Here is a 16,439-nt window from a genome sequence, read left to right on the forward strand (position 1 = left end):
AAAATTAAATTACAAGCATAATGAGTAAATCAAAGCCAGTTTTCAGTTCTTCGATTGGGAAGAAGCTAATCATGAGCTTAACAGGAATTTTCCTATGTTTATTCCTAGTTGTTCACTTGGTTGGTAACTTGCAATTATTTAAAGATGATGCGGGTCTAGCGTTCAACAAATACGCTTATTTCATGACTCACTTTACACCAATCAAAGTTGTTTCTTACTTATTGTACGCTTCGGTAATTGTTCACGTCATCTACGCCATTACGCTGTCGATGAAAAACAAATCCGCTCGTCCTATTGGCTACGCCAAATACGATGGCCAAGCAAACAGTAAATGGAATTCACGCAACATGGGTATCTTAGGTACTGTCATTTTAGTATTTTTAGCTACACACATGTCTAATTTTTGGTGGAAGTTTCACAATGATCAGGTACCTTACATCGAATACCGTACTGATTTGGCAACTGGACAGACAACAGCTAGAGAACTTCAAGCTTCTGAATTCCACGACTACCAAGAAACGGTAGAAAACAATGTTCAAATCTTAAAAGCAAGAGATTTGTACAAACAAGTTGACTTTGCCTTCAAAAATGTGGCTTTAGTTGCTTTGTACGTTATTGCCATGGCGGCTTTGGCATTCCACTTAATTCATGGTTTCCAATCTGCATTCCAAACTTTAGGTTTTAACCACAGAAGATATATTGGAATTATCAGAGCAATCGGAGTTTGGGTATTTGGGGTATTAATTCCAATTGGCTTTGCAATAATGCCATTGTTTTTCTTCTTTAAATAATTCAGAATCTTTTAAGATAAGACCTTAGGTCTTATCGTTCAATATAAAATTAAGAGATATGTTAGATTCAAAAGTACCAGCGGGCCCATTAGCCCAAAAGTGGTCAAATCATAAATTTAATCTTAAGTTGGTTAACCCTGCTAACAAACGTAAATTTACCGTTATCGTTGTTGGTACAGGTCTTGCTGGTGCATCTGCAGCAGCATCTTTAGCTGAATTAGGATACAACGTAATTACCTTCTGTTACCAAGATTCACCTCGTCGTGCGCACTCAATTGCAGCGCAAGGTGGTATTAATGCGGCAAAGAGCTACCAAAATGATGGTGACTCCGTGTTCCGTTTATTCTATGATACAATCAAAGGTGGTGACTACCGTTCACGTGAAGCAAACGTTTACCGTTTGGCCGAAGTATCTGTAAACATCATCGACCAATGTGTCGCGCAAGGTGTTCCTTTTGCACGTGAATATGGTGGTTTATTGGACAACCGTTCTTTCGGTGGAGCTCAGGTAAGCCGTACCTTCTATGCGCGTGGTCAAACTGGACAACAATTGTTGTTAGGCGCGTATTCGGCGTTGAACCGTCAAATCAAAAAAGGAAAAGTGAAATCATATACACGTCACGAGATGCTGGATCTGGTTATGATCGATGGTCATGCCAAAGGTATCGTCACACGTGACTTGGTATCAGGTAAAGTTGAAACACATGCAGCACATGCGGTATTAATGTGTACTGGTGGTTACGGTAACGTATTCTTCTTGTCTACAAACGCAATGGGATGTAACGTTACAGCAGCTTGGAGAGCACACAAACGTGGCGCTTACTTCGCTAACCCTTGTTATACACAGATTCACCCTACTTGTATTCCTGTAACTGGAGATCACCAGTCTAAATTGACGCTGATGTCCGAGTCTTTACGTAACGACGGCCGTGTATGGGTTCCTAAGACGCAAGAAATGGCCGAAAGATTACGCAAAGGTGAAATCAAAGCCAACGACATCAAAGAGGATGACAGAGATTACTTCTTGGAACGTAAATATCCTTCATTTGGTAACTTAGTACCTCGTGACGTAGCATCACGTAATGCGAAGGAAGCCGTTGATGATGGTCGTGGTGTTGGTAAAACTGGTTTCGCCGTATTCTTGGATTTCAAAGAAGCGATCGGCCGTCTAGGCGAAGATGCTGTACGTGCTAAATACGGTAACTTATTTGACATGTACTATCAAATCACTGACGAGAACCCTTACAAACAACCAATGCGTATCTACCCTGCTGTTCACTACACAATGGGTGGTGTATGGGTTGACTACAACTTGATGACGACAATCCCAGGTTTGTACGCATTAGGGGAATGTAACTTCTCAGACCACGGTGCAAACCGCTTAGGTGCTTCGGCATTAATGCAAGGTCTTGCTGATGGTTATTTCGTTATTCCTTACACTGTCGGTGATTACCTAGCTAAACTAGGTTCTTTCGCACCAGTAGATCACAGCCATCCTGCTTTCGAAGCTACACGTAAAGAGGTTGAAGAGAAAATCAATAAATTGCTATCCCTAAACGGTACGCAAACTGTTGATGATATCCACAAAAAATTAGGTCACATCATGTGGGAATACTGTGGAATGGCACGTACTGCTGAAGGATTACAAAAAGCACAAGGTTTGATCCAGGAGTTGAAAAAAGAATTCTGGACCAATGTTAAAGTTCTTGGAGAGAACGAAGAATTAAATCTTTCTTTAGAGAAAGCTGGCCGTGTAGCTGACTTCTTGGAATTGGGTGAATTAATGGTTGTTGATGCATTGCAACGCGCTGAGTCTTGTGGTGGTCACTTCCGTCTAGAAAGTCAAACTGAAGAAGGTGAAGCTAAACGTAATGACGAAGAATTTGCTTATGTATCTGCTTGGGAGTACAAAGGAGACAATGTACCTGAGGAATTACATAAGGAAGACTTGGTATTCGAAAACGTTCAGTTAACACAAAGAAGTTATAAATAAGAAGGAAATTATCATGGCACAACATATGAATTTAACGCTGAAAGTTTGGCGTCAAAAAAATGATAAAGATAAAGGTCAATTTGTAACTTATCAGGCAAACGACATCGCTGATGATATGTCTTTCTTAGAGATGCTTGATATTGTGAATGAGGAATTGACACGTAAAGGTGAAGACCCCGTATATTTTGACCACGACTGTCGTGAAGGTATTTGCGGGATGTGTTCATTAGTAATCAATGGTCGCCCTCATGGTCCTAAAGAAGGTACAACAACGTGTCAATTGCACATGCGTAGCTTTCATGACGGACAAACGATCGTAATCGAACCTTGGAGAGCTGCTGCATTTCCAGTATTGAAAGATCTTGCCGTTGACCGTACTGCTTTTGACCGTATTCAACAAGCTGGTGGATATGTGAATATCAACACCGGTGGTGTTCCTGACGCTAACACGATTCCTATTCCGAAACGTATTGCTGACGAGGCTTTCGAATCCGCTACTTGTATCGGTTGTGGTGCTTGTGTTGCAGCTTGTAAAAATGCCTCTGCGATGTTATTCGTATCGGCTAAAGTATCTCAATTTGCATTATTGCCGCAAGGTCAGACTGAACGTTACGAACGTGCGCAAGCAATGGTGGACCAAATGGATGCTGAGGGATTCGGTAACTGTACCAACACTGGTGCCTGTGAAGCTGAATGTCCAGTAGGTATTAAATTAACGAACATTGCTCGTTTGAACCGTGAGTACTTGACTGCTAAAATCTTCAAACAGGAAGAACCACACGCATAAGCAATTTTAGAATAAAATAATATAAAAGTCCTTGTCCTAAGAAAGCAAGGACTTTTTTTTATATTTACAATAATGTAAATTGACTGACGTGAATTCTGGTATAAAAATTCGTTTACTTCTACTTATCTTAACACTATGCTTTATAGGAACAGCTATCACCATCAAAGAATCTGTTACAAATAAGGAAATACTCGACATCGATACCAAATCACTCAATGATTATATCTCCGAACAAGAAAAAAAGGTAGACCTTATTTTTAAGGACTCCTTATTACTCAAAACATTTAAAAATTACGATCAATACCCCATAGCCGTCTATCAAGCTTTCGAAAGGTATAAAAACGATCAAGAGGTTTATCTTTTCCTCTTTAAGGACCATCAACCTAAGATGTGGAGCACAAATTTATTTGTTCCGATCACCGATCAGGGCTTCTTAGAAAAATCCAATTTCGTACAAGATGACAATAGGTCCTACGTCATCCGTAAAAAAACAATTGGAAATATAAGCATACTTGCCTATATCCTTGTTAAGCCCTATACCAACAATAACAATCCTTACTTAAACTCTTCGCTACGCAGAAACTTTTTTGATACGCGAAACATAGACATTGCCTCCTACACGGATACCGTAGCCATCAAAAATATCTACAGCAATGAAGGTTCCTATCTATTTTCTGTGAAGCTTAAAGATGGCGAGCATGAAAATATCTATACCATCTTACAGTTCTTTTGCTGGTTACTGGCATGGATTGCACTGTTGATTTTCTTTAACAGCCTTTGCCTCCACATGGCAAAGACCAAAAGAGCTTGGTGGGCAATAGTGCTATTGGCTGGCATATTTGTCTTGGTCAAATTTGCAGACCTAAAATGGAATCTGCTCTCTGAAAATGCCACGTTTGCTATATTTGACTCCCGCAACTACGCCTATAATAGATTCTTCCCCAATATTTGGTCGGTGTTATCCACGACAATATTGATCCTATGGTGGATACTATTTATCTATTCCATTCGAAAGGAGCTCAATTTTGACAAAATCAAAAATATCCGCCTCTTTAGAATACCTATTGCCATTGGCTTTATACTGAGTATATATTTCGCCTTTGCACTTTTATATGATATTGCCGGAACATTGATCACCCATTCAAATAATATCTATTTCGATTTCACCAAACTTGTTGACCTGCATTTCCTGAGTTGGGTGGATCTAGGCATTGTCGGAATGGGAATATTAGCATTAAGCATTTACATAGATCTGGTATTGTTCTTCCTTAAAAAGTTAGAACTAAAACCTACTCAGTTGTTAAATATCCAATTGGCCTGTGTCATCTTTGTTATTCTCATTATCTCCATTTATATCGAGAAAAATAGCTTGGTCAATCTGCTTTTAGCCCTGATTATCCTAATCAAATCTTTCGGCGAGAAATATTTTGACAGGCATATACTGACCAATTACATCGCCGTTTTGATCCTTTGGGCGATCATAAGTACAATTACGCATGCTCGATTCTATCAGGAGCGAGATCTTATTGATATGAAGATATTGTTAAACAATCTTCAATCGGAAGATGATGTTAATGCTGTTTCACTATTTTCAGACATTGAGAATGGAATTACCAATGATAAGGAACTAAAACATTTGTTCAATATCAGCTTACCCTATACAAATACCGATGCAATCAATGATTTTATCAAGAAAAAATACTTCAGTGGATATCTTTCAAAATATGACTTTAAGGCATATTACTATGATCAAAATAATATTCCATTAAATCCGAACAGTCAAAATAAGATTAATGAATATCGAGAGAAAGTAATCAATAAATCGATCAAGGTTACTCAAAATTTTTACCGCGCCAGTGCTGAACTTGGAACCCATGAATACTTTTCGATTATTCCGGTAACAATAGATCAAAACAGGGTCGTCAACGTGATTATTAATCTGTCCAATAAGGATTTCAGTTATACAGTACCGTATCCCGAAATACTGACAGATATGCGGATCAATAATTCGCAATATTATAATAAAGGAGAGTATTCTATTGCCTTGTATAAAGGAGGTTCACTTGTCACACAATTCGGCAAGTATACCTATGAAAATAACCTACGCGGATTAAAAGGTGCACCCGGAGAATATATTGAAATATTAGATCGGGATTCATACCTGCACATGGCTTATGTTGCCAATACCTTTTCAACCTATGTCATCAGTAAACAGAAACCATCGTTTTGGGATTATGTCGCGACATCCTCTTTCCTGTTTCTGGTGTTTTTCATGATTTTCATGTTTTTTCATTATGTCACTTCGTTTTATATCTTCCTGAAGAATACAAAACTGACGTTTCGCAACTTGAAATATCAATTCTATAAAATCATTAATAAAATACAGTATTCGACGCGTATCCAGACCTCGATTATTTCCTCGGTGATCTTAGCTATTCTGATATCGGCCGTGATTTCATATATCAGCATCAATAAACAGCTCTACAACAACAATAGAAATAGTAAGGAGCGTTTCATTATCGAACTTGGAAAACGGATAGAAAACATGCTCCCCAATACAGATGAAGTCTCCAATGAAAACCAACTTATTAGCGTTCTAAAGACGTTATCTGAGACCATATCGAAGGATTTCAACCTGTACTCAAAATCAGGCAGGCTTTTATATAGTTCGCAACGCCGAATTTATGACCTGGAGCTCTTCTCCACATTCATCAACCCGATAGCGTTAAAAAACCTTTCGCTGCTAAAAAAATCAGAAACAATTGAAGATGAGGGAATCGGAACCTTCCAGTTTGAAACAAGTTATGTTACAATTAGGGATAAAGATTACAGCACGGTCGCTTATATAGGCATTCCAAATTTCTCTCTTCAAAAGGAAGAGAATATCAATAAAAATTTGCTCCTTAATACCATTGTCAACATTTATTCACTAATCATCATTGGTTTCGGTTTCTATGCCACTTTTGTTGCCAACAGTGTCACCAATCCACTCAGTATCATCAGTAGAAAGATCTCTCAGCTTCGGCTAGGACAGCCTAACGAACCCCTTTTCTGGCAAAGAAACGATGAAATAGGGACATTAATCAAAGAGTACAACCTCATGATCATAAAACTGGAGGACTATGCCAATAAGATCAAGGACACCGAACGTGAATCGACCTGGCGTGAGATGGCGCAGCAGATCGCCCATGAAATTAAAAATCCGTTGACACCTATGAAATTAGGTATACAACAGCTTCGAAGATCGTATAAAGACAATGATCCGAAGTTTCCGGATCGTTTCAATAAGTTCTCCACCTCATTTATTGAGCAGATAGATGCATTGACACAGATCGCTTCAGAGTTTTCCCACTTTGCAAAATTTCCAACGACGGTGATGGAAAATATCAATATCGTTGAAAAAGTTGTGAAATCCATATCACTCTATAACAATACACCAAACGTTAACATCCGCTTAATAAATAACGCCGATCAAAAAACACTGATTGTTAAAGCCGATGGCAATGAACTGCTTCGGACATTCAATAATTTGATAAAAAATGCCATTGAGGGTGGATATGGACGAAAAAACATGAAGATAGAAATATCCATCGAACGATACTCAGACAAGTTTGTAAAGATAGATATCAAGGACAATGGTTATGGAATACCCGAAGGGATGAAAGATCAAATATTCCAAATTAACTTCACCACAAAAAGCTCCGGAAATGGGTTAGGATTGGTACTCGTTAAAAAAACAATAGAAGCCTGTAACGGACAGATCTACTTTGAAACCACGGAGGGAGAAGGTACGACCTTCCATATCCTACTTCCCTTACAGCAAATAGAGTCTTAATCGGAATGGCGTAGAAATAAACTTATCAGATCTAGAGCTCCTATTTTCTAAATAAAGAAAGCTTTCAATGAGCATATAGAAACACTATGCCAATTCAATAGCGACTTCCTCGCCCCTTGGACTAAATCATATACCTGTGTACGCCTGCCCCTAAAGAATTTCATTTGTGCCATAAAGTAAATTGGCAAAAAGGTCCTAAAAACAAACTGAAAAATTGACCGGACTGCAAAACGAAACGGGCATCCTTGTGGGACGCCCGTTCTATCTTTTTTATAATACTGCTTTACTAACGCAATACCACTGTGGATCTGCCCATTATTGCATTGTCTTCGTAAAGTAATACCGTATATGCTCCTTTGGTAAAACCATTCTCAGCAGCCCAATACACAATATAATCCTCCCCTTTATTCGTAAACAAAATATTATGCTTAAAGGTATATTGCAGTTTTTCACCATGAACAAAGAAAATATTGTCTCCCTGAACAACCAGGTTACCTTGCGGATCGATAATTCTTATATAAATGTCCCGCTCACCATTTTTTGCCAGCGCATTATCGGCGATGGTAAAATTGATCTTTAGCTTATCCACACGTTTGGCCCGTTCTTCCACAGACTCTTTACCATTTTTTTTGATCTCAAGTCCATTAATGCTGATACTTGAAACCTTTAAAGCAGATGCTGTTGTCACTTTCTCCTTCAATTCAGAATTAGTCGTTGTCAAAGAAGTAATTTGTTTATTTTTCTCGACAACAGATTCATTCAAATTTGAATTCTGCTTTGATAAAATTTGATTTTCCTGAATCAATCGCTGAACATCCACACGATAGTTGTCAACTTGCTTCTTTAATAGATTGATTTTACGTTGCGCGTCGTCAATATCTTTAGGAGTAATGCTTTTATTTTCAAGCTTTTTTCGTAGCTCAGCAATTTCTGTTCGCGAATCATCCTTTTGCACCGTCATCTCAGGAGTCAATTGAATATTTTCAATGTCAATCTTATCCAACTCGGCTTCTATCCGATCGATCTGTACCTGAAGGTTTTCTTTTTCTACGGTTAAGGCATAGACTTTCTCTCCGTTCGTCTTAAACTTAACATAAAAATATATATTCGTTGCTAGTAACGCTGCTATCGCAATGATGAAGAAATAAACTTTAGAAGAATCTTTCTTCTTTTCGTCCTCCTTCTTACTCGAAACAACCTCTGAATTCATCATAATACACTGTCATATTCATCGTATGAATTCATTGATTCATACCAATAAATGTTTAAACAAAAATTATTCCAGTTTTATTTTTTCCTTATCAATTATGAATTATTCAAAATAGTTCAGTGTCTGAAAACCACCTTGTTTTAAATATTCTTCCTTTCGCATCAGATGCAGATCTGATTGTACCATATCTGTTACGAGCATCTGGAGGTCATATTTAGGTTTCCAGCCTAGCTTGGTATTTGCCTTGGTAGGATCTCCAATAAGCAAATCAACTTCCGTCGGTCGGTAATAAGCCGGATCCACTTTAACGACTGTTTGCCCAAACTTAATCTGCGATTTATCAATATTCAATTCAGCCAAACGTTCCTCATCAACATCAATAATCACTCCTTTTTCTTGCTCTCCTTTCCCGCTGAATTCGATTTCAATACCCAGTTCGGCAAAAGCTAAGCGGACAAAGTCTCTGACAGTTGTGGTAACTCCGGTCGCAATGACAAAATCTTCAGGTTTTTCCTGTTGTAGGATCAACCACATCGCCTCAACATAGTCCTTCGCATGTCCCCAATCCCGTTGAGCCGAAAGGTTTCCCAGATAGAGTTTGTCCTGCAATCCCAATGCTATTTTTGCTACAGCACGGGTTATTTTACGCGTCACAAATGTCTCGCCCCTGACAGGACTTTCGTGATTGAACAAAATACCGTTACAGGCATACATGTTATAGGCTTCGCGGTAATTAACAGTAATCCAGTAGCCATACATTTTGGCTACTGCATAAGGGCTTCGCGGATAAAAAGGAGTAGTTTCACTTTGCGGTACCGCTTGCACCAGACCATATAGCTCAGAAGTTGAGGCCTGATAAATGCGTGTCTTCTCAATCATTCCCAGTAATCTGACAGCTTCCAGTATACGAAGGGTACCAATTCCATCGGCATTGGCAGTATATTCCGGGGTATCAAAACTTACCTTAACGTGGGATTGTGCCGCTAGATTATAGATTTCATCCGGTTGTGTCTCCTGAATAACGCGGATCAAATTGGTTGAATCAGTCAAATCACCAAAATGCAATGTAAAATTTCTATTGTCAAGATGGGGATCTTGATAAAGGTGATCAATACGATCTGTATTAAAAAGTGAGCTCCGGCGTTTTAGGCCATGTACCTTATAACCTTTTTTCAATAGGAATTCTGCTAAATAGGCACCATCTTGACCTGTAATACCTGTTATCAATGCAGTTTTCGTGTTTTGTTCAGCCATACTTCTAGTTATATTGGGCAGTTCCTAACGTTCTCGCCGGGAATCATGCTATTTTTCATCCGATAAATCTGTTCAACTCCGCTCCCAATATGAATAAATCATGATGGTTTCGGAGTGTAAAAGTATTAAATTTTCAACAAAAAAAGCCATAGGATTTCCTATAGCTTTTCATTATGTTTTTTTTCTTGCTTATGTTAGTTTACGCGGGAGAAATTAAATACCAAATATGCTTCACCATTTGCAACTGTCAACGGCATTTTCATAACTAATTTATTGCCATCAGAATAAGACAGATCCAAACGGTAACCTGTCGTCACGTTTTTGGCTTTATCTCCTGCATAGATCTTTTTAAATTGGAATTGTGGCTCACCTAAACCTTTTCCAGGGTTATAGATAGACCAAAAGATCTCACGTGATGCCCCCGGAGCACATAAAGTACCTTGTGCGTTGAAGGTGATTGATCCCTTTCCATTTCCAATAAAATTCCATGAACTACCAACAAAACACTCCGCTGGAGCTTCTTCAAAAACGCTTTTAATCGTGAATGTAGAAGGTAAATTTTCTCTATCGATTGAATTCAGTGTCCAAGTTCCTTTCACAGCAGATTTCCACTCTGAGGCACTAGGTCCCGAAGCTGCACTTGTATTGGAAGAACCATTACCAGGATTTCCAGATGATGTACCTTGCTTTTGTGCACCACAAGAGAATAAGGACACCGTAGCAAAAATAGTCGCCAATGATAAAACGAATCGATTCATATGTCTAAATTTTAATTTCAAATTGTATTTTTGGGGTAAATTAATCCACAAATCATGAAGATTACAGCCAAAAATCATACCATAAGCAAAATAATTGCAAAAACTCTTTTGAGGTTATTCATTATTCTCCTAGCCTTCGCCACCTATCCACTTTTTCTTGGGCAGGAAGCTAAGGCAAAATTAAGTCAAATCAGCCTAGCCTTCACAAATAAGATTTCTTTGATCGCTCCCATTTTACTATTTTGCTTTATCGTCGGATTAATGATTGCTGTGCTAAAGCACAAATATAATAGAATTGACCTAAATTGGCTATTTTCTCTTGCGACAATATTCGGCATTTTATATCTGATATTATTGTATTCAAGAATTTACCCAACTATCGCTTAAGTAAAATTGCACATTTCGACAAAGTTCCTAACTTTGAATTTTCCAAAATCGCCAATATAATTGATTAAGATTGGAAAAATAAACTTCTATGGACAAAAAAAAAGGTTTTAAGATCCTAAAAAATATACTAAAGATTGTCGTTACTGTGGGAGCCTTATATTGGGTTTTCAGTAAAGTTTCACTAAAAGATCTCAAAGAAGCTGTAATTAATTCAAATCCTATCTTTTTATTTCTAGCATTATTAGCTTATAGCCTCTCAATTTTTATATCTTCTTCACGCTTATTAACCTTTTTAAGGGCAATTGGTTTGGATGTTTCTGAAAAATATAATTTGAAGCTCTACCAGCTGGGACTATTCTACAACCTCATTCTACCGGGAGGAGTAGGTGGGGATGGGTACAAGATCTTTTTTCTTCGAAAAAGATTCAGTATTAAAGGCCGGAAATTATTTACGGCATTATTCTTAGACAGGCTAAGTGGCTTATGGGCCTTATGCCTAATTATTTCCGCCTTAATTACCTACATGCCACAACTGGGAATTCCAAATTACCTGACGGTCATTTTGTTTATATCAGGTAGTATACTTTACTATTTTATTGTCACAAAATTTTTCAAAGAGTACAGGTCCACCTTCCTAAAAGCACACCTAAAAGCGATAGGTGTACAGTCCATGCAAGTGATCGCAGCGATTTTAATTCTTTATGCTTTAGGATTTAACGGAAAGTTCTCCCCTTACCTATTTTTATTTCTGGCCTCTTCGTTAGTCTCAATCATTCCTTTCTCTGTGGGGGGATTAGGCATGCGTGAACTCGTGATCATGTGGGGAGCAGGCATATTTCAGGTTGACTCTCACAATGCGGTATTGATCACATTGTTATTTTATATTATCTCGGCGATGGTCGCACTCTCCGGAATTTATTTTATCTTCAATCCCAAAGCAATCGGAGAGGATAAACTGCCTTCTGTCGAAGAAGTTGAACAAAGTCAAAAATTAGAAGAATAAACATGGCGAATATTATTATTACCGGAGCAAGCAGCGGTGTTGGGTTTGAAGCTGTACTTGATTTGACCTCAAAAAAGGACAACAAGGTTATCGCACTGGCCCGATCTGCAGACAAATTGAGAAAACTTCATGAAATCGCAAGTCAGCTCAATTATGACGGGGGGACACTCTTTCCCGCACAATTTGATATCGTCTATGATGACTATGCAACGCTAATTCCTTTTATTCAATCGAAATTTGACAGCGTTGACATCCTGATCAACAATGCCGGGGCACTCATCAATAAGCCATTCATGGAGACCAGCAGTCAGGATTTTGCAGCAATGCTCCAGACAAATATCATGGGCCATGTCAATATAATACAGCATGTTGTTCCGTTTATGCACGAAGGTTCCCATATTGTCAATATCAGCAGTATGGGCGGCTTTCAAGGCTCAATGAAATTTCCCGGGCTTTCAGCCTATTCCACCAGTAAAGGCGCGTTGGCGATTTTAACAGAATGTCTCGCTGAAGAATTTAAGGAGAAAGGCATCAAGGTTAACTGCTTAGCCTTGGGATCGTCACAAACTGAAATGTTTGAGGCAGCTTTTCCGGGAATGCAAGCCGGTACACTAGCCTTCGAAATGGGCCGATATATTGCGGAGTTTGCGCAGAATGGACACCAGTATTTCAATGGAAAGATTCTACCTGTTGCTAATACTACACCATAACAGAGCAGTTAAAAGCAACAGGTTGTTGATGGAATCTAAGATTCGCTTATTTTGTTTTCAGTTTAAGCCACTTTGTAAGATCATCCATGAGTTGTGCATTGAAACTTTCCGGGTTTTCAAAATATTCCTCAATTTTTCCTGTTTGCGCGTTTTGAAAGAGATGGTTCAAATTTGGGTAATCTTTAATTATTACATCTGTCGTATTTAAGTGCAGGCGTTGAAGCGCATAGATATTTTCATTTGCAGGAACCTGAATATCCTTTCCCCCAAAGGAAGCGAAAACAGGTACTGTCACTTGCTTAAGATAGTAAGCCGGATCGATGCGGAGAAAGGTTTTGAACCATGGGGTCAACATCGGACTCAATTTAACTTTCATATCTGATGTTAATGCATTTCCATTGTTTTGACTGATAAGTTCTTTTTCCAATGATTTTGTCAAATCCTTTGGCGGCTCATCCTTAAGCAGAATGTCATATAGCTTTCTGTTATTGCGCTTATTTATTTCCAACGCCGCTTCAGATAAACCAGCCACTTTCCCCAAAGCATAGCTCTGCAGAATCAATAAGGAATCACCTTTGAGGACAGGTCCGGACAACAAAGCAATATAATTGACTTTATTGTTCTCCGCAGCAACCATTTCGGCGATCAAAGCTCCTTCACTATGACCGATAATACCAATTTTTTCTGCGTTGACCATCTGTTGCCTGCTCAGAAAATCCACAGCTGCATTGGCATCCGAAGCAAAATTAACCGTCGTAGCCAAATTGACCTCTCCTTTAGAGTCGCCAATACCGCGATCATCATAACGAAGCACGGCAAAACCATTTTTACTGAGGTGGTCCGCCAATATTTTAAATGGCCGATGCCCGAAAACTTCTGAATCTCTATTTTGTTGTCCACTTCCATTAACCAGGACGACAGCAGGAAAAGCCCCTCCCCCTTTGGGATAAGTAAGCGTTCCCGCTAAAGTAGCATTTCCTTTCACATTTTGAAACGTAACCTCCTGTTCAACGTAATCGTAGGGAGGAAAGACGTCCTGTTTACGGGAAAGTCCACTTTGGTCGCTTTCACTCCGCACCAATATCATCGCGGACTCAAAACTCCCCTGCTTCATCACTCCCTTCATCACATCTTTATCCCGATCCAGATAACCTGTATAAAATAGACCGATCGCTTTGACATCCATCGATATCGAGTCCTTGTTCACTTTTATTGTATTAATCGGAAACTTCAGCGAGGTCTGCATCGGGCTTTCAAAAGTTCCCGCCCAATTATCATTACTATCCTGTTTAAGATTAAATACCAAAAGTAATTTCTGCCCAGACACACTCACCTCACCTTTCCAAGAACCATCAAAAGTCTGTGCACCTGCACATGAGAACTGCAAACAGATCAAAAATAAATAGAAAATTTTCTTCATCATTTCCTTGCTATCAAAAATAAAACTGTATACCTACATCAAGTATAAAATATAATGCCACAAACAATATGCTTATCCAAATCTTTTTATTATTTACGGCAACATTCATTCCTTTGACCAATAAATAGAACTGATAAAACAGGAGAAATAGCGCTAGTATTCCAAATACACCAAACAATATCATTTGACCTTTATCTATACTCGACAAACTATGGTCACCATTTTTTAACGCTTCATCTATCTCATTGGTAAACTTGTCCTGATTGATTAACTTACCCAAGAGCAACATTAGATAAAGCGGAAATGGCACAATCAGCATCACGTTTAATACATCAATAAGCCTTGTCTTGGTATATAATATAAGACCTACAATATATAATAAGGCTAAAGGAGCCAAAATCATATAAGCATGGACTCTTAAAACAGCAACGAAAGAGACTGCTATCTCTGGTCGATAGAAGTGCATAAAACCATTGAACTGCTCCCCCGATAAATAGACGAAATAGCTCGATAGCAAAAAACCAATGGTGCCTGCAAAAAATAGTTTCCGTTCCGAAAACTCTTCAAATGGGTTTAGAAATAGCTGTTTAATTTTCATTGTTTAAGAATTTGGATAAATTCAATTGTTCGATCTCCACTGGGTTTTGAGTTCCGATGAGCAGTACTTTACCATTTCTCATGGTAAGTTGCAAGCCCATATTACCTTGTGCTGAAAAAGCTCTTCCTCGACTCCCTCTTCTCAGCCCCCAGCCTCCAAACTCTGCAATTGGACTATATTTTCGTAATTCAACTGTAGTTATATCACCCCATGCAATCCTTTTTCGATAGAAATTAAATGGAAAAAAATAGACTTCAATCCCATTCTCATGAATAGTGGTCTTTAAACGAAGCACACCGAATAAACACCACAAGGCTAAATTGATCCAGAATCCAGGTAATCTAAATAGAGGAACAAAATTGAACTGTAAAATATCCTGCCAGTGAGCAGAAATGCTAGCTACGCCAACAGATAAAAGGATCAGACATAGCCACCAACTAAAAAATGATTGACTCTCGTTATAAAATGTGTTATTTCTCATCTTGAGTAAATAGTTTATATATCACTACTTCAATTCTTAAGGCTGCCTAAATCTTCCTATTTGTGTCAACATTACCCGTATTAGCTAGCGAATTTAATTTATGAATCAGATCATCCAAAATATTGCGAACAGTTGGGTACGACTTTCCCATTTGGTTGGCCATCTCTTTTAAGCTACCCGAATACTTTAAAAAATTGAGGACAAACTCCTGCTCATCTATGGTCAATTGCATAAGCAAGGGTAAGTTAAACTTACCGACAACTTCTGTGTCACAGGAATCGCAGACCAGCTTAGAGACCTGCAGTCTCGCATCACAACATGGACAATTTACGGGTATTTTTTTCATTTAAAAAAGACAAACATTAACATTGTTAAATATAATATTAATATTATTAAAACAAAACACAATATTATCAATATTTTCCAAAAATCGTTGCTTAATGATATATTTGTAAACAATAAATAAAGCGTATGAAAAAGTTTTTAGGCTATATCCTATCTATTATATTTTGGTTCTGTTTTGGCTTATCCCTGATTATATTTCATCCCATCCAATGGCTATGCCTAAAATTTGGTGGTTATGATGCGCATAAAAAAAGTGTTGACCTATTAAATGCATGTTTGGTTGCATCTTATTATACATTATTTAATAGGGTTACTTTTATCGATAACAAATCAATCCCTTTGGGACAACCGATTATTTTTGTTGCCAATCATCAAAGTACCTTTGACATCCCCCCACTGATCTATTTTCTGCGAAGATTTCATGGAAAATTTATCTCAAAAATTGAATTAGCTAGTGGCATACCCAGTATTTCATTTAACCTAAAACATGGTGGGGCTGCTAATATTGATCGTAATGACCCCAAACAATCCATAGCTGAGATCCTCAAACTTGCCAACAATATGAAAACAAAAAATTGGTCGGCCTTTATCTTTCCAGAAGGTACCCGATCAAAAACAGGTAAGATGAAAGCTTTTCACGTAGGTGGTATTGCAACATTATTAAAGAAAAACCCAAATGCATTGGTCGTCCCGATTGCGATAAAAGGATCCTACGAAATGGTGCAATATGGTATGTACCCATTGACTCCTTTTTTACATATGACATGGGAGGTACTGGACCCTTTGGACACCGCGGATAAAAATATCGAGGAAATCGTAAAATTAGCGGAAGAAACGATTAAACGGAAAGTGGAAAATTAAAATAGT

At 38.2% G+C, this 16,439-nt stretch carries 15 protein-coding genes; 8 read left to right on the top strand and 7 right to left on the bottom strand.

Annotated elements, in window-relative coordinates; all coding sequences use genetic code 11:
- Positions 1 to 20: 20 nt before the first annotated feature.
- The 4 genes from DCO56_RS23560 (at position 21) to DCO56_RS23575 (ending at position 7,406) form a co-directional block, all read left to right on the top strand.
- Entirely contained in the window at positions 21 to 791 is a 771-nt protein-coding gene (locus tag DCO56_RS23560; protein WP_108636173.1) for a succinate dehydrogenase cytochrome b subunit, read from the top strand.
- A 58-nt stretch (positions 792 to 849) separates the two neighbouring features.
- Entirely contained in the window at positions 850 to 2,784 is a 1,935-nt protein-coding gene (locus DCO56_RS23565) for a fumarate reductase/succinate dehydrogenase flavoprotein subunit (RefSeq protein WP_108636174.1), read from the top strand.
- A 13-nt stretch (positions 2,785 to 2,797) separates the two neighbouring features.
- Positions 2,798 to 3,571: a succinate dehydrogenase/fumarate reductase iron-sulfur subunit gene (locus DCO56_RS23570; protein ID WP_181390663.1), complete on the top strand. Its 774-nt coding sequence runs from the start codon at positions 2,798 to 2,800 to the stop codon at positions 3,569 to 3,571.
- 88 nt (positions 3,572 to 3,659) lie between these two features.
- Positions 3,660 to 7,406 (top strand): HAMP domain-containing sensor histidine kinase, encoded by a 3,747-nt coding sequence (locus DCO56_RS23575; RefSeq protein WP_108636175.1) that lies wholly within the window; start codon positions 3,660 to 3,662, stop codon positions 7,404 to 7,406.
- A 286-nt stretch (positions 7,407 to 7,692) separates the two neighbouring features.
- Here DCO56_RS23575 and DCO56_RS23580 read toward each other — a convergent pair whose 3' ends face one another.
- The 3 genes from DCO56_RS23580 to DCO56_RS23590 form a co-directional block, all read right to left on the bottom strand.
- The gene (locus tag DCO56_RS23580) at positions 7,693 to 8,619 is read right to left on the bottom strand and encodes a hypothetical protein (RefSeq protein ID WP_108636176.1); all 927 of its coding nucleotides are present in this window, start codon (positions 8,617 to 8,619) and stop codon (positions 7,693 to 7,695) included.
- Positions 8,620 to 8,718: 99 nt separating this feature from the next.
- Positions 8,719 to 9,870 (bottom strand): GDP-mannose 4,6-dehydratase, encoded by a 1,152-nt coding sequence (gene gmd, locus DCO56_RS23585; RefSeq protein WP_108636177.1) that lies wholly within the window; start codon positions 9,868 to 9,870, stop codon positions 8,719 to 8,721.
- Between the two features lie 194 nt (positions 9,871 to 10,064).
- Positions 10,065 to 10,628, bottom strand: coding sequence for a lipocalin family protein (locus tag DCO56_RS23590; protein ID WP_108636377.1), 564 nt, complete (start codon positions 10,626 to 10,628; stop codon positions 10,065 to 10,067).
- A 54-nt stretch (positions 10,629 to 10,682) separates the two neighbouring features.
- Here DCO56_RS23590 and DCO56_RS29600 point away from each other — a divergent pair, with 54 nt between their 5' ends.
- The 3 genes from DCO56_RS29600 (at position 10,683) to DCO56_RS23605 (ending at position 12,728) form a co-directional block, all read left to right on the top strand.
- The gene (locus DCO56_RS29600; protein ID WP_108636178.1) at positions 10,683 to 11,015 is read left to right on the top strand and encodes a hypothetical protein; all 333 of its coding nucleotides are present in this window, start codon (positions 10,683 to 10,685) and stop codon (positions 11,013 to 11,015) included.
- Between the two features lie 88 nt (positions 11,016 to 11,103).
- On the top strand, positions 11,104 to 12,018 hold the full coding sequence (locus DCO56_RS23600) for a lysylphosphatidylglycerol synthase transmembrane domain-containing protein (RefSeq protein WP_108636179.1): 915 nt from the start codon (positions 11,104 to 11,106) through the stop codon (positions 12,016 to 12,018).
- A 2-nt stretch (positions 12,019 to 12,020) separates the two neighbouring features.
- The gene (locus DCO56_RS23605) at positions 12,021 to 12,728 is read left to right on the top strand and encodes an SDR family NAD(P)-dependent oxidoreductase (protein ID WP_108636180.1); all 708 of its coding nucleotides are present in this window, start codon (positions 12,021 to 12,023) and stop codon (positions 12,726 to 12,728) included.
- Between the two features lie 46 nt (positions 12,729 to 12,774).
- On the opposite strand, the gene DCO56_RS23610 is transcribed toward DCO56_RS23605, so the two are convergent.
- From DCO56_RS23610 to DCO56_RS23625, 4 genes are read right to left on the bottom strand one after another with little or no spacing between them, the layout of a single operon-like run.
- Positions 12,775 to 14,151 (bottom strand): alpha/beta hydrolase family protein, encoded by a 1,377-nt coding sequence (locus tag DCO56_RS23610; RefSeq protein ID WP_108636181.1) that lies wholly within the window; start codon positions 14,149 to 14,151, stop codon positions 12,775 to 12,777.
- A gap of 10 nt (positions 14,152 to 14,161) precedes the next feature.
- Positions 14,162 to 14,746: a hypothetical protein gene (locus tag DCO56_RS23615; RefSeq protein WP_108636182.1), complete on the bottom strand. Its 585-nt coding sequence runs from the start codon at positions 14,744 to 14,746 to the stop codon at positions 14,162 to 14,164.
- Entirely contained in the window at positions 14,736 to 15,227 is a 492-nt protein-coding gene (locus tag DCO56_RS29390) for a PH domain-containing protein (protein ID WP_181390664.1), read from the bottom strand. Before DCO56_RS29390 ends, DCO56_RS23615 begins: the two co-directional genes overlap by 11 nt.
- A gap of 46 nt (positions 15,228 to 15,273) precedes the next feature.
- Positions 15,274 to 15,573, bottom strand: coding sequence for a DUF2089 family protein (locus DCO56_RS23625; protein ID WP_108636183.1), 300 nt, complete (start codon positions 15,571 to 15,573; stop codon positions 15,274 to 15,276).
- A gap of 125 nt (positions 15,574 to 15,698) precedes the next feature.
- On the opposite strand from DCO56_RS23625, the gene DCO56_RS23630 reads away from it, so the two are divergent.
- Entirely contained in the window at positions 15,699 to 16,433 is a 735-nt protein-coding gene (locus DCO56_RS23630) for a lysophospholipid acyltransferase family protein (RefSeq protein WP_108636184.1), read from the top strand.
- Positions 16,434 to 16,439: the final 6 nt, after the last annotated feature.

The sequence above is a fragment of the Sphingobacterium athyrii genome (assembly GCF_003071065.1).
GTDB classification, from domain to species: Bacteria; Bacteroidota; Bacteroidia; order Sphingobacteriales; family Sphingobacteriaceae; genus Sphingobacterium; species Sphingobacterium athyrii.

Coding starts and splice junctions, on each gene's coding strand:
- DCO56_RS23600 (WP_108636179.1), top strand. CDS start 11,104: ATGGACAAAAAAAAAGGTTTTAAGATCCTAAAAAATATACTAAAGATT.
- gmd (WP_108636177.1), bottom strand. CDS start 9,870: ATGGCTGAACAAAACACGAAAACTGCATTGATAACAGGTATTACAGGT.
- DCO56_RS23580 (WP_108636176.1), bottom strand. CDS start 8,619: ATGATGAATTCAGAGGTTGTTTCGAGTAAGAAGGAGGACGAAAAGAAG.
- DCO56_RS23560 (WP_108636173.1), top strand. CDS start 21: ATGAGTAAATCAAAGCCAGTTTTCAGTTCTTCGATTGGGAAGAAGCTA.
- DCO56_RS23630 (WP_108636184.1), top strand. CDS start 15,699: ATGAAAAAGTTTTTAGGCTATATCCTATCTATTATATTTTGGTTCTGT.
- DCO56_RS23615 (WP_108636182.1), bottom strand. CDS start 14,746: ATGAAAATTAAACAGCTATTTCTAAACCCATTTGAAGAGTTTTCGGAA.
- DCO56_RS29600 (WP_108636178.1), top strand. CDS start 10,683: ATGAAGATTACAGCCAAAAATCATACCATAAGCAAAATAATTGCAAAA.
- DCO56_RS23610 (WP_108636181.1), bottom strand. CDS start 14,151: ATGATGAAGAAAATTTTCTATTTATTTTTGATCTGTTTGCAGTTCTCA.
- DCO56_RS23570 (WP_181390663.1), top strand. CDS start 2,798: ATGGCACAACATATGAATTTAACGCTGAAAGTTTGGCGTCAAAAAAAT.
- DCO56_RS29390 (WP_181390664.1), bottom strand. CDS start 15,227: ATGAGAAATAACACATTTTATAACGAGAGTCAATCATTTTTTAGTTGG.
- DCO56_RS23625 (WP_108636183.1), bottom strand. CDS start 15,573: ATGAAAAAAATACCCGTAAATTGTCCATGTTGTGATGCGAGACTGCAG.
- DCO56_RS23605 (WP_108636180.1), top strand. CDS start 12,021: ATGGCGAATATTATTATTACCGGAGCAAGCAGCGGTGTTGGGTTTGAA.
- DCO56_RS23565 (WP_108636174.1), top strand. CDS start 850: ATGTTAGATTCAAAAGTACCAGCGGGCCCATTAGCCCAAAAGTGGTCA.
- DCO56_RS23590 (WP_108636377.1), bottom strand. CDS start 10,628: ATGAATCGATTCGTTTTATCATTGGCGACTATTTTTGCTACGGTGTCC.